The organism is Sulfitobacter sp. IGS-18 (genome assembly GCF_059628195.1).
This window is the reverse complement of sequence record NZ_JCAQIH010000002.1, coordinates 75274-96452: the sequence shown is the minus strand read 5'-3', so window position 1 is coordinate 96452 and position 21179 is coordinate 75274. Positions and strand designations below refer to the sequence as shown.

General features: G+C 61.8%; 22 protein-coding genes. 8 read left to right on the top strand and 14 right to left on the bottom strand.

Annotation, left to right across the window (positions count from 1 at the left end; all coding sequences use genetic code 11):
* Positions 1 to 18: 18 nt before the first annotated feature.
* Both ACWNZ3_RS18620 and ACWNZ3_RS18615 read right to left on the bottom strand, forming a co-directional pair.
* Positions 19 to 2502: an ATP-binding protein gene (locus ACWNZ3_RS18620; RefSeq protein WP_496902192.1), complete on the bottom strand. Its 2484-nt coding sequence runs from the start codon at positions 2500 to 2502 to the stop codon at positions 19 to 21.
* Entirely contained in the window at positions 2499 to 3224 is a 726-nt protein-coding gene (locus ACWNZ3_RS18615) for a response regulator (protein ID WP_496902191.1), read from the bottom strand. Before ACWNZ3_RS18615 ends, ACWNZ3_RS18620 begins: the two co-directional genes overlap by 4 nt.
* 255 nt (positions 3225 to 3479) lie before the next feature.
* Between ACWNZ3_RS18615 and phnD the strand changes: the two genes are divergently transcribed.
* The 4 genes from phnD (at position 3480) to phnE (ACWNZ3_RS18595) (ending at position 6902) form a co-directional block, all read left to right on the top strand.
* On the top strand, positions 3480 to 4460 hold the full coding sequence (gene phnD / locus ACWNZ3_RS18610; protein ID WP_496902190.1) for a phosphate/phosphite/phosphonate ABC transporter substrate-binding protein: 981 nt from the start codon (positions 3480 to 3482) through the stop codon (positions 4458 to 4460).
* A gap of 80 nt (positions 4461 to 4540) precedes the next feature.
* Positions 4541 to 5314, top strand: a complete 774-nt coding sequence (gene phnC / locus ACWNZ3_RS18605; RefSeq protein ID WP_496902189.1) for a phosphonate ABC transporter ATP-binding protein — start codon at positions 4541 to 4543, stop codon at positions 5312 to 5314.
* Positions 5311 to 6105, top strand: a complete 795-nt coding sequence (gene phnE / locus ACWNZ3_RS18600) for a phosphonate ABC transporter, permease protein PhnE (protein ID WP_496902188.1) — start codon at positions 5311 to 5313, stop codon at positions 6103 to 6105. The genes phnC and phnE (ACWNZ3_RS18600) overlap by 4 nt, the downstream gene beginning before the upstream one ends.
* A complete protein-coding gene (phnE, locus tag ACWNZ3_RS18595) occupies positions 6102 to 6902 on the top strand; it encodes a phosphonate ABC transporter, permease protein PhnE (protein ID WP_496902187.1) in 801 nt (266 codons plus the stop codon). Before phnE (ACWNZ3_RS18600) ends, phnE (ACWNZ3_RS18595) begins: the two co-directional genes overlap by 4 nt.
* 27 nt (positions 6903 to 6929) lie before the next feature.
* Here the strand turns inward: phnE (ACWNZ3_RS18595) and ACWNZ3_RS18590 are convergent, their stop codons facing one another.
* From ACWNZ3_RS18590 to ACWNZ3_RS18570, 5 genes are all read right to left on the bottom strand, one after another.
* A complete protein-coding gene (locus ACWNZ3_RS18590) occupies positions 6930 to 8225 on the bottom strand; it encodes a sigma-54-dependent transcriptional regulator (RefSeq protein WP_496902186.1) in 1296 nt (431 codons plus the stop codon).
* Positions 8222 to 10015 (bottom strand): sensor histidine kinase, encoded by a 1794-nt coding sequence (locus ACWNZ3_RS18585; RefSeq protein WP_496902185.1) that lies wholly within the window; start codon positions 10013 to 10015, stop codon positions 8222 to 8224. Before ACWNZ3_RS18585 ends, ACWNZ3_RS18590 begins: the two co-directional genes overlap by 4 nt.
* A 5-nt stretch (positions 10016 to 10020) precedes the next feature.
* Positions 10021 to 10413, bottom strand: a complete 393-nt coding sequence (locus ACWNZ3_RS18580) for a DUF1850 domain-containing protein (RefSeq protein WP_496902184.1) — start codon at positions 10411 to 10413, stop codon at positions 10021 to 10023.
* Positions 10410 to 12482 (bottom strand): TRAP transporter permease, encoded by a 2073-nt coding sequence (locus ACWNZ3_RS18575; RefSeq protein ID WP_496902183.1) that lies wholly within the window; start codon positions 12480 to 12482, stop codon positions 10410 to 10412. The genes ACWNZ3_RS18580 and ACWNZ3_RS18575 overlap by 4 nt, the downstream gene beginning before the upstream one ends.
* A gap of 82 nt (positions 12483 to 12564) precedes the next feature.
* Positions 12565 to 13521, bottom strand: coding sequence for a TAXI family TRAP transporter solute-binding subunit (locus tag ACWNZ3_RS18570; RefSeq protein ID WP_496902182.1), 957 nt, complete (start codon positions 13519 to 13521; stop codon positions 12565 to 12567).
* A 419-nt stretch (positions 13522 to 13940) separates the two neighbouring features.
* On the opposite strand from ACWNZ3_RS18570, the gene ACWNZ3_RS18565 reads away from it, so the two are divergent.
* Entirely contained in the window at positions 13941 to 14912 is a 972-nt protein-coding gene (locus ACWNZ3_RS18565; protein ID WP_496902181.1) for a threonine ammonia-lyase, read from the top strand.
* A gap of 79 nt (positions 14913 to 14991) precedes the next feature.
* Here ACWNZ3_RS18565 and ACWNZ3_RS18560 read toward each other — a convergent pair whose 3' ends face one another.
* The 5 genes from ACWNZ3_RS18560 to ACWNZ3_RS18540 form a co-directional block, all read right to left on the bottom strand.
* Positions 14992 to 15741 (bottom strand): metallophosphoesterase family protein, encoded by a 750-nt coding sequence (locus ACWNZ3_RS18560; RefSeq protein WP_496902180.1) that lies wholly within the window; start codon positions 15739 to 15741, stop codon positions 14992 to 14994.
* Complete coding sequence (locus ACWNZ3_RS18555; RefSeq protein WP_496902179.1) at positions 15671 to 15883, bottom strand: hypothetical protein; 213 nt, start codon at positions 15881 to 15883, stop codon at positions 15671 to 15673. The genes ACWNZ3_RS18560 and ACWNZ3_RS18555 overlap by 71 nt, the downstream gene beginning before the upstream one ends.
* A 3-nt stretch (positions 15884 to 15886) precedes the next feature.
* Complete coding sequence (locus tag ACWNZ3_RS18550) at positions 15887 to 16453, bottom strand: ABC transporter ATP-binding protein (RefSeq protein WP_496902178.1); 567 nt, start codon at positions 16451 to 16453, stop codon at positions 15887 to 15889.
* The gene (locus ACWNZ3_RS18545) at positions 16450 to 16587 is read right to left on the bottom strand and encodes an ATP-binding cassette domain-containing protein (RefSeq protein ID WP_496902310.1); all 138 of its coding nucleotides are present in this window, start codon (positions 16585 to 16587) and stop codon (positions 16450 to 16452) included. The genes ACWNZ3_RS18550 and ACWNZ3_RS18545 overlap by 4 nt, the downstream gene beginning before the upstream one ends.
* 155 nt (positions 16588 to 16742) lie before the next feature.
* Positions 16743 to 17150: a RidA family protein gene (locus ACWNZ3_RS18540; RefSeq protein ID WP_496902177.1), complete on the bottom strand. Its 408-nt coding sequence runs from the start codon at positions 17148 to 17150 to the stop codon at positions 16743 to 16745.
* Positions 17151 to 17250: 100 nt separating this feature from the next.
* On the opposite strand from ACWNZ3_RS18540, the gene ACWNZ3_RS18535 reads away from it, so the two are divergent.
* Positions 17251 to 18150: a LysR family transcriptional regulator gene (locus tag ACWNZ3_RS18535; protein WP_496902176.1), complete on the top strand. Its 900-nt coding sequence runs from the start codon at positions 17251 to 17253 to the stop codon at positions 18148 to 18150.
* An 8-nt stretch (positions 18151 to 18158) separates the two neighbouring features.
* Here ACWNZ3_RS18535 and ACWNZ3_RS18530 read toward each other — a convergent pair whose 3' ends face one another.
* Positions 18159 to 18824 (bottom strand): glutathione S-transferase, encoded by a 666-nt coding sequence (locus tag ACWNZ3_RS18530; protein WP_496902309.1) that lies wholly within the window; start codon positions 18822 to 18824, stop codon positions 18159 to 18161.
* A gap of 101 nt (positions 18825 to 18925) precedes the next feature.
* Between ACWNZ3_RS18530 and ACWNZ3_RS18525 the strand changes: the two genes are divergently transcribed.
* The gene (locus ACWNZ3_RS18525; protein ID WP_269360883.1) at positions 18926 to 19483 is read left to right on the top strand and encodes a TetR/AcrR family transcriptional regulator; all 558 of its coding nucleotides are present in this window, start codon (positions 18926 to 18928) and stop codon (positions 19481 to 19483) included.
* A 144-nt stretch (positions 19484 to 19627) separates the two neighbouring features.
* Here the strand turns inward: ACWNZ3_RS18525 and bdcA are convergent, their stop codons facing one another.
* Positions 19628 to 20335 carry an SDR family oxidoreductase gene (gene bdcA, locus ACWNZ3_RS18520; protein WP_496902175.1) on the bottom strand — a complete coding sequence of 236 codons (708 nt, stop codon included), beginning with the start codon at positions 20333 to 20335 and terminating at the stop codon, positions 19628 to 19630.
* Positions 20336 to 20411: 76 nt separating this feature from the next.
* On the opposite strand from bdcA, the gene ACWNZ3_RS18515 reads away from it, so the two are divergent.
* The gene (locus ACWNZ3_RS18515) at positions 20412 to 20996 is read left to right on the top strand and encodes a TetR/AcrR family transcriptional regulator (protein WP_496902174.1); all 585 of its coding nucleotides are present in this window, start codon (positions 20412 to 20414) and stop codon (positions 20994 to 20996) included.
* The last annotated feature ends 183 nt before the right edge of the window (positions 20997 to 21179 follow it).

Sequence of the window (21179 nt, the reverse complement as noted above, 5' to 3'; positions counted from 1 at the left end):
CTGTCGGATGGGGCAGGGTCAGATCCCTGCCAAAGCCTGCGCCAAGGTGTCGACGGACACCGGCTTGTCCACACGGGCAAAGCGGCCCCGGTCGGCCTCCCCGATCCGGTCGGCGACGGGCAACTGAGTCGACATGGCAATGGCGCGGGTCTGCGGGTGACCATCCAGCGCCTTGCGGATCAGATCCCAGCCGCTGTGCTGCGCATCCAGCTTCAGGTCGCTCAGCACCAGATCGGGCCGGGGCGCCCTTTCCAGCGCCGCATGGCCGCCCGCGAAATCGGCGGCGGTGCTCACCTCGAAGCCCAGCGTTTCCAGTGCCGTGGCGGCAGCTGCCAACGCGCGGGGATCGTCATCAATCACCAGCGCACGCCCCCGATGCTGCATCACGGCGGTTTCTTCAGCCGCCGGCGGGAACAGCAGGGCGACACGCGTCCCCTCCTCCGGCACCGAGGCGATGTGCAGACTGCCGCCCGATTGGTGCACAAATCCATCCACCATCGACAGGCCCAGCCCGGTGCCGCTGCCATCGCGGCGCGCGGTAAAGAACGGCTCGGTCGCATAGCGCAAGGCCTCGGCACTCATGCCGTGACCATCATCCGCTACTACCAGCGCGATATGGCCATCCTCCCGCTCAGTGACCGAAATCTCGATATGCCCGCTGCTGCTGATCGCCTGACCCGCGTTGACACAAAGGTTCAGGATCGCGCTTTCCAGCTGGCCGGGGTCGATTGTCGCCCAGATCGGCCCGTCCGGCGCAGTGACCGTGAGCGTAACCGTCTCGGGCAGGGCAATCTCCAGCAGATCATGCATTGCATGAAGCAAATCAACAATATCGGTGCGCTGCGGCTCCAGATGCTGTTTGCGGGCAAAGGCCAGCAACCGTTCGGTCAGGGTCACGCCCAGATCCACTGCATCCTCTATCCGCGCCCGCAGGCGCCTGGCCGCATCACCTTCGGCGCTTTCCAGCAGATGCAGATTGCCCGAGATCGTGGAGAGGATGTTGCCAAAGTCATGGGCCACCTCGCCCGTCACCTTGCCCAGGGTCTCGACCCGCTGGATTTCCGCCAGCCGCGCATCGACCAGCCGCCGTTCGGTGACTTCTGAAAACAACCAGACCGCGCCGCCTTCGGGAAAGGGCGAGCGGCGCAGTTCCATCACGTGACCCGCCGCACTTTCATATTCCTGATAACCCGCCGCCGTGACCGCCGTCTCGCGCAACTCAAAAGGCGATTGCGCCAGCAGATCCTCCACCGTTTCCACTGCCCCCGCCCCCTCGGGCAGACGCAATAGCGCGCGAATGCGCTGGTTCTGCGCCAGGATGCGCCCCGAAGCAGCCGTGATCACCACCCCGTCGGTGATGTTCTCGAACACCCGCGAAAACAGCGTGTTCTGCCGCCGGATCAGCCGTGAATTGCGGTCCAGCCGCAGCGCATTGGCACGAAAGATGCGAAAAGCCGAGAACAGCTGCCCGATTTCGTCCTCGCTTTCCAGCCTGCGTTCCAGCCGCGTCGCACGATCCCCGGCCGCCAGCCTGCGCATGGCCTGAGCGATCCGGTGCAGGTTCATCACCACATAGCGCGAGACAAACACGGCCGAGACCACCGCCACCCCCACGCTGACCGCCATCAGCACCAGCATCACCCATTGCGCCAGCGCCAGACGGGCGCGGGTGTCGGCCTGTGACAACTCAAGCCGTTCACGCGCAGCGGTCACCTTTTGCGCGGCCAACAGGTTGATCCGCTCCGCCTCGGTCCGAATCCGGAACAGGGCGTTTTCCGCGTCCAGCGAAATCGCCAGACTGCGATAGACCAGATTGAACAGCGTATCATCGCGGCTGATGGTACGGTCGATCTCCTGCACATTGTCGGCTATCTGCGGCGTGGCGACCGCCAGAATGTCGGCACGGATGTTCCTGTACCCCAGTCGGAATTCCCAGATCGAGGTCAGCGTATTGGCGCGTGCGGTCCCTACCGCCTCTATCGCAAGCTGTTGCAACGCGGCCCAGGCCTGCCGCTGATAGGTCGTGGCCTCGCGCGTGGTGATCCACTGCCGATAGCGGCGCAGCAGCACCTCAAGCGCCGCATCTATCCCGGCAATATCCTGACGGATCTGGTTGCGCTGCGGAATGATCTCGACCAGATCATCCACCGCCGCCCGCATCCGTGTCACCGACAGCGACAATTCCGCATCGCCCTCGGCCATGGCTTCCAGCCGGGTGATCGCCGCATAGATTTCATCGGTTTCGGTGGCGATCCCGAAGGGTGGATTCAGCGACAACAGAAAGGGCGCGGACTTCGACAGGGTCGCGGCATTCTGTGACAATTCCTGCGCCCGCGACACTTCGCTCAGGGTCACGCTGTGCAGCAATTCGATCTGCCGGTCGGCCCGCTCCAATGTGTAAAAGGCGATGATCCCGATCGCCGCCGCCACCACCGACAACAGCCCGATGGCCCCCAGCAGCCGCGTGCGGATGCTCAGCCGCGACAGGCCCGCGCCTGTCATGCCCTGCCCCCGTCCAGCACAAAGATATAGCCCTGCGCACGACGCGTTTGCAGATGCACCGGCTTGGAGGGGATCGGCTCGATCTTGCGGCGCAGGCGCAGGATCAGCACGTCGATGGTACGGTCCAGATAGCGTTCGGTGTCGCTGCCCAGTTCCTCCAGCAGTTCCGGGCGCGGGATGATCCGGCCCGGATTGCGCACAAAGTAATCCAGCAGCCGGTATTCCGCATTGGTCAGCGGAATCTCGTTGCCCGCCGCGTCCTGCAACTCGCGTTTCTGCAAATCCACCCGCTTGTCGCCAAAGCCGATCTCGTGACCCGTCGCGGGCGGCGTTACCGCGCCATGACCATAGCGGCGCAGCACCGCACGAATGCGCGCCACCAGTTCGCGCGGGTTGAAGGGTTTGATCAGGTAATCATCCGCGCCGGTTTCCAGCCCGATGATCTTGTCGATCTCATCCCCGACGCCGGTCAGCATGACAATCGGCAGGTTGTATTTCTCGCGGATGTGGATCGCCAGCATCAACCCGCTTTCGCCCCGAAGCCGCAGGTCGATCAGCGCAAGCTCAATCGCGGGCGGATCACCCAGCGCATGAAATGCAGCACTGTCGGCGCAGGCAATCGCCCGGTAGCCGCTTTGCTCAAGCAAGGCGGACAGCGTCTGCCGGACCTGGGCATCGTCATCGACAATGGCAATCCGGGGCTGTGGGGCGGTACGTGTCATGACCAAGCTATGTCACGGCACGGGCACAGCCGCCAAGCGTCCTGAAAGGGTGACGTGGTGAAAAACCAACCAAACGCCCCCGTATTGTAACTCTGTTAACATTGCGCCGCGCCCCGGTAACTCTGTTAGTCACTTGTGCAGTGGCTCGCGCAGGTCATTGCCGACTAGCATCGGCCCGGATCGACCACCCAGGGGCTGCGGAGGAATGGGCGCCCCTGACTGCCGGTCGACACATGTATTTACGGGAGGAACAAAATGAATATCACCAAAACCCTGCTTGGTACCGCCATTGCCGCAACCCTTGGCAGCACGGCCGCCTTTGCCCAGGACGACTGCGCCGAACGTGGTGTGCTGGACGTCATCTATTGCGACGCCAACGGCGATCTGGTTGCCGACACCCCCACCGACCCGGCCAAGCTGAACGACCCGTCAACGCTGGTCTTCGCCTATACCCCGGTCGAAGACCCCGCCGTCTACGCCGACATCTGGGAGCCGTTCATCGCGCATCTGGAAGAGGCCACAGGCCGCGACGTGCAGTTCTTTGCCGTTCAGTCCAACTCGGCCGAGGTCGAGGCCATGCGCTCGGGCCGTCTGCACATCGCGGGCTTTTCGACCGGCCCCACACCTTTCGCGGTGAACCTTGCCGGTGCGGTGCCCTTTGCGATCATGGGCGCGGATGACGGGCAGTTCGGTTACAAGCTCCAAGTCTTCACCCAGGCCGATTCCGACATCAAGGAAATGGCCGACCTCAAGGGCAAGCGCGTCGCCCATACCTCGCCTACCTCGAACTCGGGCAACCAGGCACCGCGCGCGTTGTTCCCCGGTCTGGGTGTGACACCCGACACCGATTACGAGGTCACCTATTCCGGTTCCCATGACCAATCCATGCTGGGCGTGGTTGCAGGCGATTATGATGCCGCCCCGGTGGCCTCGGAAGTGGTCGAGCGCATGGCCGAACGTGGTCTTTACGACCCCGCCGACGTGCGCCTGATCTGGGAAAGCGCGCCATTCCCGACGACCTCCTTCACCGTGGCCCATGATCTGGACCCGGAGCTGGCTGAAAAGATCAAGCAAGCCTTCTTCAGCTTCCAGTTCGAAGGCACCAAGCTGGGTGAAGAATTCCAGGGCGTGAGCAAGTTCATCCCGATCACCTACAAGGACCAATGGGCGGTGATCCGCGAAATCCAGGCCAGCAACGGCGTGGAATATACACCGCAAGGCCTCGCTGCCAACTAAGCGTCAAACATGGCACGGGACGACCATCGCGGTTGCCCCGTGCCCCTTTGCGCGCGCCCATCTGTCCGTAAGAGGTCACCATGCTGAAAATCGAAAAACTGGTCAAACGCTACAACGGCGGCGATCCCGTGTTGAAAGACCTCGACCTAGAGGTCGGCGGCCAAGAGGTCGTCTCGATCATCGGATCATCCGGTGCTGGCAAAAGCACGCTGTTGCGCTGCATCAACCGTCTGGTCGAACCCACATCGGGCACGATCACACTGAACGGCACCGATCTGACCCAGCTGAAGAAATCGGAACTGCGCCTGGCCCGTCGCCGCATCGGCATGGTGTTTCAAAGTTTCAATCTGGTTGACCGCCTGACAGTCATGGAAAACGTCCAGTCGGGGCGTCTGGGCTATATCTCGACCTGGGCCGCGCTGACGCGCCGCTATCCCAAAGAGGACATCCGCCGCGCCTATGAGCTGATGGAACGCGTGGGCATCGCCCATTACGCCAACAAACGCGCCGACGAGTTGTCGGGTGGCGAACGCCAGCGGGTCGGCGTGGTGCGCGCGCTGATGCAGCAGCCCGAAATTCTGCTGGCGGATGAGCCCACGGCCTCGCTCGATCCGAAGACATCGGAACAGATCATGGCGCTGCTGCGCGATCTGGCGAACGAACTGGAATTGCCCGTCATCATCAACATCCACAACGTCACCGAGGCCAAGCAATACACCGACCGCATTGTCGGCATGCGCTATGGCCGGATCATCTTTGACGATGTGCCGGATGCACTGGACGCCGCTGCGATGGACGAAATCTATGCCGGTGTGCCCGCCGAGGACCGCGCGGCCCAAGGGGCAGCGGCATGAGCGATTTTCCCGACACATGGCGCAAGCCGCCGTTCATCCGCAACACGCTGCTGCGGCGCGGGCTGTGGATTGCCATTCTGGCCTATGTGGTGTTCACCATGGCCACCCTGCCAATCGACTGGGAACGCGTTTCGGCAGGCATGGGCCGCGCCGCGCGGATCTTCAGCGGGGCCTTTCCGCCCAGCTTTGCCCGCGCCGACCTGTTGATCGACGGCTTCATGGAAAGCCTGAAGATCGCACTGCTGGCCACCGTCGCCGGTGTGGCCCTGTCGATCCCCATCGCCTTTTGCGCCGCGCGCAACATCGCACCCCGGCCCGTCTATTATCTGGGCCGCGCCACCATCATCATCGCGCGCAGCTTTCACCCCGTCATCGTCGCCATCATCTTTGTCAAAGCCGTGGGCTTTGGCCCCTTTGCCGGTGTGCTGACGCTGACGGTCTATTCCATCGGCTTTGTCGCCAAACTGCTGGCCGAACGCATCGAAGAGATCGACTTTGGTCAGGTCGAGGCGATGCGCTCTGCCGGGGCACCGTTTTTCAGCACGCTGATCTACGCCATCGCGCCGCAGATTCTGGCCCGTCAGGTCGGCCTGTCGATCTATCAGCTCGACAGCAACCTGCGCGCCTCCGCGGTGGTTGGTCTGGTGGGCGCGGGCGGCATCGGGGCAACGCTGGCCAATGCCTTTGGCCGTTATGATTACGACTTTGCGCTGGCCATCACCATGGTGATCGTCGGGGTTATCCTGGTGTCCGAAGCCGTCAGCGGCATCATTCGGGAGAAACTGGCATGAACAACCCCGCCGCATTGGACCATTGGTCCCGCTTCACCCCGAAACAGCGAATCAAACGCTACGCCGTGCTGCTGGCCACCCTGCTGGTGGTCGCCTGGGCGCTGCAAAGCATCGACGTGATCTGGGAATGGGTCTGGGATTCACCCGCACAGATGGCCGACCTGTTCAGCCGCATGGTGCCGCCTGACCCGCAGAACCTGCCAACGATCATGCAGGCCATGTGGGAAACCGTGAACATCGCCACGATTGCCACGCTCTTCGCCGTGATACTGTCCTTGCCCGTCGCCTATATCGCCGCGCGCAACACCACGCCCAATGTCGTGACCCTGTGGATTGGCCGGTTCATCCTTGTCTCGTCACGGTCGGTCAACACGATCATCTGGGCGCTGCTCTTCGTGGCCATCTTCGGCCCCGGCATCATCGCGGGGATCGTTGCGATCATGTTCCGGTCCATCGGCTTCATGGGCAAACTGCTGGGCGAAGCCATCGAGGAGATCGACACGCGTCCCGTCGAGGCCCTGCAAGCCAGCGGTGCCACGCGCTTCAAGGTGGTGCTTTATGCCATCGTGCCGCAGGTCATGCCCACATTCTTTGCAATCTCGATCCTGCGCTGGGACATCAACCTGCGCGAATCCACCGTGCTTGGGCTGGTCGGCGCGGGTGGCATCGGGATCATCCTTCAGGGCGCCATCGACACCTTCAACTGGCCCGAAGTCTCGACCATACTGCTGGCGATCCTTGCCTTCGTCATCCTGGGTGAAGTGGTGTCGATGTACCTGCGCAAACGCATCCTGTGACCTTGCAGGGGCAAGCCGTGCATCGCCTCAGGGTTTGATCCCCTGCCGGTTCATCTTGGCGTTCAGGGTCCGCCGCGGAATGCCCAGTTGTGCGGCGGCCCGCGCGGTGTTGCCCCGGCATTGATCGAGGACACGCATGATCTCCAATGCCTCGAAACGTGCCACGCGGTCCTTCAAGGTGCCTTTCACCGCCAGATCCCGGGTGTCGGCAACCCCGTCCAGCCCCAGTATCCGCCGCTGCGCCGCCTGCCGCAACTGATGGGCATTGCCGGGCCAGTCATGGCTCTGCAGCGCCTTTCGCTCCGCAAAGGTGATCTCGGGCACCGGCACACCGTGGCGCACGGCCGCCTGGGTCATGAAATGCACAAACAGCACCGGAATATCCGGCGCGATCTGGCGCAGCGGCGGCAGTTGAATTTCGACCCCTGCCAGCCGATAATACAGGTCCTGCCGAAAAGCCCCCTTTGCAATCAGCTCTTTCAGGTCCTCGCTGGCCGAGGCCACAACCCGCAGGTCGACATCAATCGGGGCCTGCCCGCCCACCGGTTCGATCTGCCGCGATTGCAGCAGGCGCAACAAGAGCGGCTGCAACTCAAGCGGCATCACATCAATCTGGTCGAGGAACAATGTCCCCCCCTCGGCAAGACCCACGCGCCCCGGCTGCAAGGTGCCCGTGGCATCAATGCGCCCGAACAGGTCCACCCCGAAGCCGCTGTTCGGCAAGGCCGCGCAATTGATCGTGATAAACGGGCCGCTGCGCCCCGACTGGTCGTGCAGACTGCGCGCCGCCAGTTCCTTGCCGGTCCCGGTTTCGCCCTGCAGGATGACATCGACGGGCAGGCCCGCAATTTCCGTCAGCCGCGCACGCACGGCGGCGATGGCGGTGGTCTCCCCGATCAGATGCACGCCCTCGACCTTCAGACGCTCGCGCAGCATCCGGATCTCTGCGTGCAGACGCCCGGCAGCAAGGCTGCGCTCGACCACCGTCAAAAGATGATCGGCATCATAGGGCTTTTCCAGAAAATCCTGTGCCCCGCGCTGCATCGCACGTACGGCATGCGCAACATCGCCGTGTCCGGTCAGCAGAACCACCGGCAGATCGGCCGCCACTTCCCGGACCGCATCCAATACCCCGATGCCGTCAAGGCCGGGCATCCGCAGGTCCGTCAGGACAAGGTCAGGCAGCGGCCCTTCCAGCGCATCGCGCGCGGCAATGCCCCCCGACAGGCCGACCGGATGATGCCCCGCCGCCGAGATCAGATCACACAGACCCTCGCGATGATCGTCATCGTCATCGACCACCCAGATTTCGGCCCGGCTCATGCGGCGGTCTTTCGGTTGCGTTGCTCAGCGCGGGGCAGCGTCACGGTCGCACAGGTGCCCTCCCCCGGAGCGGCGTCGTAATGCAGTGTTCCGTGGAAATCCTGCACGATGGACTGGCTGATCGCAACGCCCAGCCCCAGCCCCTCGCCTTCCTGCTTGCGGCTGAAGAAAGGCTCTCCGATCTTGGCAATCGCCTCGGCGTCCAGGCCCACACCATTGTCCTTCACCGTCACGATCACCGCCTCGGGGGTCACCCTCCGCGTGACCACGACCTGCCCCGCCGCAGTGGCAACCACCGCGTCCAGTGCGTTCAGCAGCAGGTTCACCAACACCTGCTCCAGCCGCACCATGCCACCCATCACCGGCGGCGCATCACCGGGGCAATCACAGGTCAGCCTGGCCCCGATGTCATCGGCGCGGTGGCGGACAAGTTCGATGGCGTTGTCGATCACCCGGTCCATGTTCACCGGGGTCAATGTCCCGGTATCCTTGCGGCTGAAACTCTTGAGGTGCTTGATGGTCCGCAGCATCCGCCGGATATGGCCGCGTGTGGTTTCGATCCGTTTCGCCGTGCCGCCGGCATCCCGCGTCCCGCCAATGGCAGCGGCGGCCAGGGTCGCCTCCATCGCGGCAAGCGGCTGGCTGATTTCATGGACGATGGCGGCGGACATCCGGCCCAGTGCGGCCATCTTCTCGGAATGGATCAGCGCGTCCTGGGCACGGTTCAGCTCCGATTCCGCCGCGATGCGCGTTTCGATCTCGGCGGCCAGCTCGCGGGTCCGCCGCTCCACCTGCTGCTCCAGCAACCGGCTTTGCTGCAACCGCATGCGGATCATCCGCCGGCGCTGCAGCAGGGTCTGCACCAGCAGCGCCGCCGCCAGCGTTGTCAGCCCGAGGATCGCCGCCGTTGCCAGCGCGGTCAGCCGTGCGGTGGCAACCGGGCTGGCCTGGATCACCTGCCAGTCCTCCTGTTCCATCGCCAGACGGCGCAGCAGCAGCGACCGCCCCGACAGGTCCACAGGTTGCACATCGGCCAGCGACGACGGCGCCGCCGCCAAAAGTGCCTCGGCCGTGTCGAAATTGACCCCCTCATAGCGCCTTGTCACCGCAATATGGTCGCGTGCCTGCGCCCCGAGGGCAAACAGCGGCCGGTAAAGCCAGTCAGGCTGACCCGACAGAAAGATAATCCCGTCCGCATCGGCAATCGCCGTGTCGACGGCGGCCAGCCGCCAGGTTGCCTGCAGGGGCGTCAGGTCAATCTTGACCACCAGCACGGCAAGATCCCCGCCCCCCAGATCCAGACGTGACGACAGGAAATACCCCGGTCGGCCCGTGGTGACCCCGATCCCATAGAAACGCCCGGCACCCGTATCCATCGCATCACGGAAATAGGGTCGGAAGCTGTAGTCGATCCCCACGAAACTATCCGGCGTGTTCCAGTTGCTGGCCGCGATGGCGATGCCCGATTGATCCAGCAGATACAGCTGGTTGGCACCCGATACGGCGGCAATCGTCTCAAGATACCGGTTTGCGGCAGCAACCGCCCCGGCATCCTGCGGTGCCGTGACCGCCCGGCTGATCCGCACGTCCTGTTCCGCCACTTCCGGCAGATACCGGAACCGGTCGATCTCCGTCTCGATGGACCGCCGCGTCAGGGTCAGCGATTGGTCCAGCGTCTCGGCAAGGCGCAGAATCTCCACCCGATAGGCCACCACCCCGCCCATGCCCGCAACCAGCAGCGCAAGGCACAGCATGAACAGGAAAGTGCGTATATGGCCGGTACGGATCATGGCCCTCAGTCTGGCACGGGTTCGGTACGTTTTACAGCCTCCGTTTTACAAGGCGCGACCATGATCGGCGCGGCACGATCAGCGCCGATGACCTGACAGCGCCCGTCCGCGCAGAGCGTCCAGCCTGCGCCCGTCGCACCGGAGGCCGCCAGCATCAGCGCCGGAACCTGAAGATGGCCGGCAGAGACCCACCAGCCATCCTTCAGAACCGCATCCGGCCCCGGCTCCATCCCCGCGCCAGAGCCCTTGAGGCGCGAGCCTTCCAGCGTCAGCACGTCACCATCGACGCGCCAGTCTTCCTGCCAGGCGACATGTTCGACCGAATGGATCCATTGCAGCGTGAAGGACCCCAGCGCCAGATGCAGTACTGCGGCCCCCACGCTCAGACACCCGGTCACGCAACCGCCCTGCGCCGCATGATGACGACCCCGCCGACAAAGAGCGCCGCCAGGGCAAAGCCGATTTCATCGGTGGCAGGCAAGGCCGCAATCAGCGTGACCGCCGCGACGATGCCCAGGATGCGCAGGGGCCAGCCCAGCGGACGGCCCAGCCAGCCGATCACCGCAGCGCCCCACATCCCGATGCACAGGACCGTCTTGAACACGATATAGGCGACGGCCGGCCAATACCCGATCGTCTCAGCCAAAGGTCCGCCCGCCTGCAACATCAGCGCAGGCGTATAGACCGCCATGAAGGGAATGACGAAGCCGGCGGCCGCCACCTTGATCGCCTCCAGGCTGATCTTGAGCCCGCTTTCCTTGGCAATGGGTGCCGCCGCAAAACAGGCCAGCGCCACGGGTGGTGTCAGATCCGCAAGGATGCCGAAGTAGAAGACGAACATGTGGCTGACAATCAGCGGCACACCAAGCTCAAGCAGGGCAGGCCCCGCAATCGACGAGGTGATGATGTAATTGGGGATCGTGGGGATCCCCATGCCCAGCAGGATGCAGGTGAACATCGTCAGGATCAGGCTCAGCAACAGACTGCTCTGCCCCACTGCCACAATGAACTGACCAAATGTATTGGCCGCCCCGGTCAGGGTCATCGTCCCGATGATGATGCCGACCAGCGCACAGGCAACCCCAACCGGCAGCGCGGTCTTGGCCCCCTCGGCCAGGGAATCCCGGCACAGGATCAGGGTTTCACGCCCGCCGCGTGACAGGGCACACCAGACAAGAAGCACTGCCAGTGCCGCGATCAGCACGTCGATGCCAAATTGCAGGAACCCGGCGGCGACAAGACCCAGACACAGCCAGAATACGGTACGCATGGCCCCCGCAGGGAGGTTCAGCACGGCGGACCCGCCCAGGATCAAGAGCACGGTCAGCCCCAGACCGATGGTGCCCGCAAACAGCGGCGTGTAGCCACCGAACAACAGGTAAACCAGCACACCCAAAGGCACGAGCAGCATCCAGTTTTCCCGGATTGCCTTGCGGGCAGAGGGCAGATCTTCCTTGCTCAGCCCGCGCAACCCGTGACGCCCGGCTTCAAGGTGAACCATCCAGAAGGCCGAGGAAAAATAGAGCATCGCGGGGATCAGCGCGGCTTTGACAACTTCGACATAAGCCACGTCCAGCGTCTCGGCCATGATGAAGGCAACAGCCCCCATCACCGGCGGCATGATCTGCCCGCCCATCGAGGCCGTCGCTTCGACTCCCCCGGCAAAGGCGGGCCGGTAGCCGAATTTCTTCATCAGGGGGATCGTGAACTGACCTGTGGTCACCACGTTGGCAACGCCCGAGCCCGAAATCGTCCCCATCAGCCCCGAGGACACCACCGCAACCTTGGCCGCTCCGCCCTGCCGCTGACCGAACAGACCCAGCGCCACATCGGTAAACAGGCGGATCATCCCGGCCCGTTCAAGGAACGAGCCGAACAGAATGAAAAGAAAGATATAGGTCGAGGATACATAGGTCGGGATGCCATAAATCCCCTCGGTCCCATAGGCCATGTGGTCGATCACCTGAGAGAAATCGTAACCACGGTGATTCAGCGGCGCGGGAAGATATTCACCAAACAGGCAATAGGCCAGAAACAACCCCGCGATCAGCGGCAGGGCAAAGCCCATCATCGTCCAGGCGGCTGCAAAAACCACAACCAGCGCCACCACGCCAACGACAATATCCTGCGTCAGCGGACGCCCGGCACGCAGGATCAGCGGCTGGTACTGCCACCACTGGTAGAGCGCCACCGCAACGCCCGCCAGGGCAAAACCCCAGGCCAGAGCCTTCAGCGACACCGACATGCGGCGGCCATAGGCGATCAGGGGAAAGGCCAGCAACGTGAGAAAGCCGACATGCACAGCGCGTGTGATCTGGCTGGACAGATCGACAAGATGCGCGGCGGTGACGATCTGAAAGACCGAAAACACAACCGCGATCCAGAACAGCAGACGGCCAACGGGACCAGCGCCGAACGACACCTCGTGTCCCTCTTGCGGGTCGGGGGGTGAAACGGGATTGGACATGAGAACACCTTGGACAGATCAGAGAGACCGGATGGGATGCGCCACACGGCGCACCCCAACCATATGCGAAACACGGGCGTGCTTACTTGAGGATGCCCATCTCGCGGTAATACCGCTCTGCGCCGGGATGCAGCGGAATCGGCATGCCCTCCAGCGCTTTCGCCATGTCGATCTGCGCCGCCGCCTGATGGGCCGCGACCAGCGTATCCAGGTTCTCGAACAGCTGCTTGGTCATCTGATAGGCGATCTCGTCGCTGACGCCCTCGTGGCTGACCAGGAAGTTTGACACGGCAACGGTCGACACGTCAGCCTCCTGACCGTCATAGGTGCCTGCGGGGATGGTGGCCGCAACATAGGGCGCGCCCAGCTTTTCAGCTACATCGCCGGGGATCGCTACAACGGTAATCGGCACCGAAGACGCCAGATCGCGGATCGAGGCAACGCCAAGCCCCGCAGATTGCAATGTACCGTCCAGCTGGCGGTTCTTGATCAGCTCAACCGATTCAGCAAAGGGCAGATACTCGATCTTGCCCAGATCCTCATAGGACATGTCCATCGCGCCAAAAATGGCCCGTGCGTTCAGCTCGGTGCCCGATGCCGGTGCGCCCACCGACAGGCTCTTGCCTGCCAGATCGCCGAACTCGGTGATGCCGCTGTCGGTGCTGGCAACAATCTGGATGTAGTTCGGATAGATCGCCGCGATGCCCCGCAACTTGTCCAGTTTCTGCGCAAAGCCCGCATCCGCGTTCCCTTCCCAGGCCATCGCGACGGAGTCACCCAGCGCAAAGCCCAGCTCGCCACGTCCATCCTGCAACAGGTTCAGGTTCTCGACGCTGGCCTTGGTCGATTGCACCTGCGTGCGCACGCCGTCGATCTTCTCGCCATAGATATTGGCCAGCCCCGCGCCCAGCGGATAGTAGACGCCGGATGTGCCACCGGTCAGCACGTTGATGAACTCCTGCGCCTGTACGGCAAACGGAGCTGCCGCCAGTGACGTCGCCAGTGCACAACCGCGCAGAGCGGATTTGAAATTGATCATGGTTTTCCTCCCAGAAATGATCGAAGGCCCGAGGGCCCGACGCTGGCTACAGTCGGTTGCGACAGGCGGCAGAGACAAGCAAATGCCACCGGAGGACCCATAATACCTGGCAAGAAATGACCACGGTTCTGGCCAGAAACAGCCAGGGCACAGGCCTGGTGGCTTTTCCGCCAGCATCCCGCGCTCCGCCCAGATCGGGCATGATCGGGCATGATCGGTTTGAAACAAAACCTATCATCGGATTGCGCTGCAAACTTTGGCCGAAGTTTTTGGCGGATACAGGCAGGGAGAATCTATCAAGGATTTCCAAAGGTGTGGTCTGTGGATAAACATCATTGCGTAAACGTCTCCGATATAAGCGTTTCTTGGAGATTGGTTTTCGCCGACCATCGAGCCTTGTCCTAAACAGGAGGTATTGCATGCAAGCGCCATCTGTCGAAGAGTTCCAGACCGCGCATGCTGCATTGCGCAACCAGGTCATCCGCACACCTACGCTGACTTTAGCGCATGCGCCCTTCCGGGAGCGTTTTCCGGCTGATGTTCAAGTGCGTGCAAAGCTTGAACTGTTTCAGCATGCCGGCTCATTCAAAGCCAGGGGCGCGATTTTAGGAATAAGACAGCTGACCCCGGAACAACGTTCCGCGGGAGTCGTCGCCGCAAGTGGCGGCAATCACGCCATCGCCGTTTCATGGGCCGCAAGGGCTGTCGGCGTGAACGCCTCGATTTTCATGCCAGAGACGGCCGATCGGTTAAGGATCGATGCGTGCCGCAAGCTGGGCGCAAAAGTCACGCTTGTCTCCGATATTGCCAAGGCCTTCGACATGATGTCGGAGACGGAACGAAGCGAAGGGCGCACCATCATGCACCCTTTTGAAGCCAGACACATGACACTCGGTGCCGGAAGCTGCGGCATCGAATTGCTTGAGGATGCCGCTGATTCCGATATTTTTGTCATCCCGGTTGGTGGCGGCGGGCTCATCAGTGGTATCTCTGCAGTGGTACGCCAAGCGCGCCCCGACGCAAAGATCTTTGGCGTGGAGCCGGTGGGTGCGGACACGATGTTCCGAAGCCTCGAAGAGGGCAAACCTGTGACGATTGCAAAAGTCGACACAATTGCCGACAGCCTTGGTTCACCCTATGCGCTGCCCTACAGTTTTGAGATTTCCCGACAAAATGTCAGCGCCATTGCGCGCGTTACCGACGACGATATTCGATCCGCCATGCGGCTTTACTTCGACGCTCTGCGCTTGATTGCCGAGCCCGCCTGCGCTGCGGCACTCGCCGCCGTTTGCGGCCCGCTAAAGGAAATCTGCGCAGGGCAAAAAGTGGCAATCATCGCCTGCGGCTCGAACATTTCTCTCGAACGTTACGACAGAATATTGAGACAATAAGACAGCTTGCCGACGATAAGGAGTAACGGTGTCCTGAGACTAAGTCAGGTGCAAACGACGTCTGGAACGCCTTCCAAGACTAGATTTCGACAAACGTAAGCGACGGTCCCAGGTTGAATATCCTGGTTTGATCCAGAACCGCGTTCCGCCCGGCGCAATGGTGGATATGACCGCACAGGTGCAGCCTCGGTTTTTTCTGTGTTAGAGTGTCCAAGAGTGCGTGGCTGCCGTCGTGACGGCCATCAGTCTGATGGTCAACAATTCCGAACGGAGGCGCATGGGAGACCAGGACGGCACCCTCGGGAAAGGCCTGCAGCGCTTCATCTGCCTGCTGCTCGGAGTAGCTTTCGCTCCAAGGCGCGTTCTTTTGAAAGGGGATCTCTCGTCCGATCCCGAAAAATATCACACCGCCAAAGGTCGCCCCGTCCCCGTCGAGATAGCGTAGCATCGAGGCGGCCTCACATGCCTGGCGCAGCTCTTTTGAATTGTCGTGGTTGCCTGAAACCACAATCAAGGGAACCCTCACCCCCTTAAGGATATCCAGTGTATCCGATAGCCCGATCCCCCGCATCGCGAAATCTCCGGCACGCACGAGCACGTCCGCGTCGGCGCTGGCGGCAACGATCCGCTGCGCGATTGCGCGGTCCCTGGTCAGGAAAGTCGCAATTCCGTCGAACGAAATGCCGTCGCTTTCACCGACGAAAATGAGCAGGAACGCCAGCGCAAGACAGGTAAGAAGACCCCAGGGGAAAAACGGTTCAAGTGTCGGCCTCCGGCAGAACAACGTGATAGCTGGTGCGATACCCCTGAAACTGAAGCGAAAGGACACGCCCCGTCAGCTCTCCTTCCACTGCGCTGCCCTCCGGGCGCGCAGCGGGCCGCAACCCGAGGTTCTCGGGCCGCGCCACCATCGGATAGCGACCATCCTCCCCAAGGCGCATGATCCGGCCGGACACCTGCGTGCCCAGCACCCGTCACCGTTGCAAGCCGTCACCGCTTTCGCCAAGATGTTCGGCCGACAGCAGGTTGGCGGCGCCGACAAAACTCGAAACATAGGCTGTCTCGGGGCTGCGATAGACCTCCTCCGGCGCGCCGCATTGGTCGATACGCCCGTTTTTCATCACCGCGATCTCGTCGGACATGGCCAGCGCCTCTTCCTGGTCATGGGTGACAAAGATCGTGGTGGTGCGCGTCTCTTGCTGCAGCGTGCGGATCACATCACGCATCTGCACGCGCAGCGACGCATCCAGGTTGGAGAGCGGCTCATCCATCAGCAACACGCGCGGCTCGATCACCAAGGCGCGCGCAAGGGCCACCCGTTGGCGTTGGCCGCCGCTCATCTCGCTGGGCAGCCGGTCGGCAAACCCGTCCAGCCCCACCCTTTCGAGGTATTCGGGCACCTTGCTCCGAATGGTTTTGGCCGCAACATGGCGCGCCCTCAGACCGTAGGCCACGTTGTCAAAGACGGTCTTGTCCGGGAAAAGGGCGTAATCCTGAAAAACCGTGCCAACGCCACGCCGATGCGGCGGCCCGAAGGTCATATCGTCTTTCCAAACGTCACCCGCCCTGATGTCGGGGCGACGAAACCGGCTACAATCCTCAGCAGTGTGGTCTTGCCGCAACCGCTTGGGCTCAGAAGTGTAAAGAAGGTGCCATCGGCAATCTTTCGTCCCACCCCCTTGAGGACCTCAACATCCCCGTAACACTTGCTGACGTCTATCAAGGAACCCGCTCAGGGGGTGACGAGGAGTTTCGGGATCCCGTATCTGCGACCTATTTGAGGGTGCTGGCCGGACGAGTATCATCAATCTCAACGGCCAGCACAGCAATCTACGCGGGCATCTGAACCACCATTTCAACCTCGATTTTCAGATCCTCATTGGCCAGTGATGCGACACCGATACCAGTCAGACTTGGTTGTTCTCCGCCAAGGAACGCCGTTATCTGGGTCATCACGATGACCATCGTCGCATCGTTCAGCTCCGTCATGTAGACGCGCATCTGGACAATATCACGCGGTGTCGCACCGATGGCGCGCAAGGCTTCCGCAAGATTTGATATGACCTGACTGGTTTGCCCCTCAAGCGTTTCCGGTACGGCAGATCCGTCGGCGCTCCAGGCGACTTGTCCCGAGATAAAAGCCAATCTGCCGGGGTTGGCGATGGATATTTGCGAATAGCCCACCTTACCAGCATCGGGCAGCGTATCCGGATTCATTCGCACGATTGCATTTGACACATCAATTCTCCTTGCTTTGCTTGATGCTCGCTAGGTAAGCCAAACCATAGGCGAACAGAATTCGTGACTGAGGCGAACTGAGTTCTTCAATTGAGGGCAAATGGCTGAATCAAAGGTAAATGACATTCTGGTCTTTCTATCCGTCGTAGAGACGGGAAGTTTCGCTTCTGCGGGACGGGCTTTTGGTCTTTCCCGGTCAACGGCAGGAAAAGCGGTTTCGCGCCTTGAAGACAGATACGGCCTGCGTCTGCTGAACCGCACAACCCGCGCCATCAGCATGACCGAGGAAGGGCAAAGACTGTACAAACAGGGGCTGGCGATCCAGGCGGCGATTGCAGATGCCGATTTGAGCATGGCCGGTGGCGAGGGCATTCCCAGGGGCACCCTTCGCATCGCCGCACCTGACGCGCTTGGGCGGCGGCTCTTGATGCCTGTTGTGCGGCAATTTCAACAAGACTGGCCAGAGGTTCGTTTCGAGATCAGTTTTTCCGACACCCTGCGTCACATCATCAAGGAGGGCTTCGACCTTGCGGTTCGGATCGGGGTGACCTTGCCGGATACCTCGCTGATCTCGCGCACCCTGATGACCGACAGACCCGTGCTGTGCGCATCCCCATCCTATCTGGACGGCCGCGAAACACCCAGCAGAATAGATCATCTGAGCACACATGACCTGCTTCAGTTCTCAAGCGTCGGACAGCGCCAGGTCTGGGTCTTGCAGGACGCCACCGAGTTCTGGAGCAATGCGCCGGGACAGGTCACCTTGCGGCTGGACAATGCCGAGGCTCTGCGCGAGGCCGCATTGGCGGGAATGGGGATCGCCTTGTTGCCAAGCATATTGGTCAAGGATGACCTTGCAGCGGGTGCGCTGGTACGCATTCTGCCAGACGTTGCGACTGGCGAGGTTCCCATCGTCGCGCTCTATCCGCACAAGAGGTTCCTGGAACCCCGCGTTCGGCGGTTTATTGACATGCTGGCGGCCAACATGCCCGGGCATTAAGTCCTGCATTAGGCTCTATGTTTACTGCTTTCGGTGGCGCGCCCCATTCCCCGCCACCCCTGGACGCTTGGTCGGGCCAACATCCGGCTGTGCCATTCATGCAAATGGCCGAGGTGGGGCGGGATCTCCAGCTTGACGAGATCCGCAAAGATGAAAGCGGCGACAACGGTTATGTCCGCCATCGAAAACGTCTCGTCGGCGATATGGGGCCGCGTCGAAAGGACCTCGTCGAAATAGCACGCACCACGCAACGCCTTTTCGCGCATCTTCTCGCCCCATCCCGCGTTCTGGTAGAGTTCGACTTCTGGCCCCAGTCCAGGTGTGGCGTGATGGAAATAGACGCTGATCGGGTCCAGAAACTCGATCTCGGCGCGTTTGTTCATCATGTGGATCATACCCCGTTCGCGTGCCGAGACGCCGGTCAGCCGGGGCTGGTCGCCAAGATGATCCAGATACTCCGTGATAGCGGTGCATTCGGCCAGGAATGTCCCATCCGCAAGTTCGAGAACCGGCAGGGTGCCGGAATAATTCTTCTCCAGAAACTCCGGCCTTTTATGGGCACCCGTTCTCAGATCCACTTCGACAAAGCGTACCTTGTCTTGCAGATCCAACTCTGCCAGCGCAATGCGGACGCGCGCCGGATAAGGCCCGTGGTTGAAATCATGAACAATCATCATTGGTGGTTGCTCCGCTACCTATCAGTTGGTAGGCACATTGACATGAAACGACACAGAGTCAATCTCCCGCAATACCGAGATTTTGGAAGCCAACGCCCATGTCCGAAAACACCAAAGAGAAACTGCTCGCCATCGCCAGAATGCGCGTACAGGCGCATGGCTACGACGGCCTGAATTTTCGGGATCTTGCGGCAATGCTTGGTATCAGGGCACCCAGCCTCTATCATCACTTCCCCAGCAAGGCGGCCCTCGGTGCTGCCGTGGCCTGGCGCTATTGTGACGATGTTCAGGCTGCCCTTGATGCGGTTTCGCAAGCTCACGCTTCACCGCGCGCCTGCCTGCTGGCGTATCCGGGCATATTCCGCAAGGCGCTGGAGGGCGACACGCGCATCTGTCTGGCAAGTTTCCTGTCCGCCCAAAGCGATGATGTTCCCGAGGAAATACGCGAAGCGATCCGGGCGTTTATTGATATCAACGTGACATGGCTTGCCGGGCATCTTTCCACGCTTGTATCCAAAGACATCGCCATGCGCCGCGCCGATGCGATCTATGCAGCGGTGGCCGGGGCGCAACTGACGGCGCGCGGGTCAGGCGGTTTGCGCCGTTATGACGACCTCATTGCGACATTCAGAGAGAGCGGCCTGCTGGGTGCGTGACCCGAACCTGTCGCAGTAACAGTGTATTGGGACCAAATGCGACCTGGCGGCGCGCGCCGATAATTCCGCTCGTTGCATCATCTGGTCCAGCCCTGCGGAGGGCCCTGCCCTGCCCGCGCACGCGAGGCCCGGGCAGGACAGCGCTCAGGCGCCGAAGGCCCCGTCAATCGTGTGCATGGCGCCTGTCACGAAACCGGCTTCCGGTCCGGCGAGCCAGGCGACCATGCCCGCAACCTCGTCGGGCTGACCGTGGCGCTTGAAGGCCATAAAGCTGTGCATCAGATCCTTCATCGGTCCGTCTGCCGGATTGGCATCCGTATCAATCGGCCCCGGCTGCACCACGTTGACCGTGATACCGCGCGGCCCGAAATCCCGGGCAAGCCCCCGCGCCAACCCCTGCATCGCCGACTTGCTCACCGCATAGGAGGCCATACCGGGAACCGGCATCCGGTCGCCGTTGACAGACCCCATGACGATGATCCTGCCGCCTTCGGGCATGTGCCGGGCGGCTTCGACCGCTGCATGGTAGGGCGCGTGGATATTGATCTGGAAAAGCCGGTCAATCGCGTCCGGGTCCTGATCCAGCGCATCGCCGAAAACACCTATCCCGGAATTCACGACCAGCACGTCAAGCGGCCCGCTTTCGCGCACAGAGGCGATGACCGCATCGCGGTCGGCACTGTCGGCGCGGACGGCGGTGCTGTCGGTCTCACTGGCAAGCTGCTCTGCCGCCTCATGCGAACCGGCATAGGTGAAGGTCACCTTGTCGCCCGCCCCGGCAAAGCGTCGCACGATCGCCGCGCCAATGCCCCGGCTGCCGCCCAGGACCAATACGGTTCTTACGTCTGACATGGTTGGATATTCCTTGTTGAAATTCTGTAGTGCTCAATACATATTAACTTTACCGATCCGGTCAAGGAGTTTTATAGTGAATACTACAAAAACTAGGCGTACTGCCGGTCGGCCGAGGGGTTTCGATCCGGATCAGGCAGTCGCGATGGCCCAGGGGCTGTTTCATGCGAAAGGCTATGACAGGGTGAGCCTGGCAGAATTGACCGATGCCCTGCAGATCAAGCCACCCAGCTTTTACGCCGCCTTTGGCAACAAGAACGGGCTCTACACCCGTGTATTGGATCGATACGCTGAAACCGGTGCCATTCCGTTTTCCGAGATCCTGCACGACAATCAGCCGGTGGCCGAGGGCCTGAAGGCGCTGCTGGAAGAAGCGGCGCGCCGTTACGGCGCAGATCCCGAAGCGCCGGGATGTCTGGTACTGGAAGGGACCCGCTGCCATGACGCGCAGGCACGCGCTGCGGCAGGGGTCTTCCATCGCGCGGCCCTGGATCAGATTCACGCCTATGTCGCCGCGCGCGCCCCGGAAGAAGCGGACCGGGTGACCGATTTTGTCGGCACACTCATGGCTGGCCTCTCTGCCATGGCGCGGGAAGGGCATGATGCGGACAGGCTGCTGGCAACGGCGCGTCTGGCGGGACAGGCGCTCACGACGGAATGACCATGTAGTGCCGTCGCCATGCAGGTCTGGCCTGATACCTGCACACGGGACCCTATGAGGTTGAAATTTCTCGCCGTTCTGTCCAGTGCCGCATCCGACACGGCACGCGTGGTGAAGTTCGATAGGGCCCGGCGGTTTCAACGGGTAAGCGCAACACTTTCATCTTTCGGGAAAGATCGAGCG

Coding starts and splice junctions, on each gene's coding strand:
- ACWNZ3_RS18620 (WP_496902192.1), bottom strand. CDS start 2,502: ATGACAGGCGCGGGCCTGTCGCGGCTGAGCATCCGCACGCGGCTGCTG.
- ACWNZ3_RS18615 (WP_496902191.1), bottom strand. CDS start 3,224: ATGACACGTACCGCCCCACAGCCCCGGATTGCCATTGTCGATGACGAT.
- phnD (WP_496902190.1), top strand. CDS start 3,480: ATGAATATCACCAAAACCCTGCTTGGTACCGCCATTGCCGCAACCCTT.
- phnC (WP_496902189.1), top strand. CDS start 4,541: ATGCTGAAAATCGAAAAACTGGTCAAACGCTACAACGGCGGCGATCCC.
- phnE (WP_496902188.1), top strand. CDS start 5,311: ATGAGCGATTTTCCCGACACATGGCGCAAGCCGCCGTTCATCCGCAAC.
- phnE (WP_496902187.1), top strand. CDS start 6,102: ATGAACAACCCCGCCGCATTGGACCATTGGTCCCGCTTCACCCCGAAA.
- ACWNZ3_RS18590 (WP_496902186.1), bottom strand. CDS start 8,225: ATGAGCCGGGCCGAAATCTGGGTGGTCGATGACGATGACGATCATCGC.
- ACWNZ3_RS18585 (WP_496902185.1), bottom strand. CDS start 10,015: ATGATCCGTACCGGCCATATACGCACTTTCCTGTTCATGCTGTGCCTT.
- ACWNZ3_RS18575 (WP_496902183.1), bottom strand. CDS start 12,482: ATGTCCAATCCCGTTTCACCCCCCGACCCGCAAGAGGGACACGAGGTG.
- ACWNZ3_RS18570 (WP_496902182.1), bottom strand. CDS start 13,521: ATGATCAATTTCAAATCCGCTCTGCGCGGTTGTGCACTGGCGACGTCA.
- ACWNZ3_RS18565 (WP_496902181.1), top strand. CDS start 13,941: ATGCAAGCGCCATCTGTCGAAGAGTTCCAGACCGCGCATGCTGCATTG.
- ACWNZ3_RS18550 (WP_496902178.1), bottom strand. CDS start 16,453: ATGACCTTCGGGCCGCCGCATCGGCGTGGCGTTGGCACGGTTTTTCAG.
- ACWNZ3_RS18535 (WP_496902176.1), top strand. CDS start 17,251: ATGGCTGAATCAAAGGTAAATGACATTCTGGTCTTTCTATCCGTCGTA.
- ACWNZ3_RS18530 (WP_496902309.1), bottom strand. CDS start 18,824: ATGATTGTTCATGATTTCAACCACGGGCCTTATCCGGCGCGCGTCCGC.
- ACWNZ3_RS18525 (WP_269360883.1), top strand. CDS start 18,926: ATGTCCGAAAACACCAAAGAGAAACTGCTCGCCATCGCCAGAATGCGC.
- bdcA (WP_496902175.1), bottom strand. CDS start 20,335: ATGTCAGACGTAAGAACCGTATTGGTCCTGGGCGGCAGCCGGGGCATT.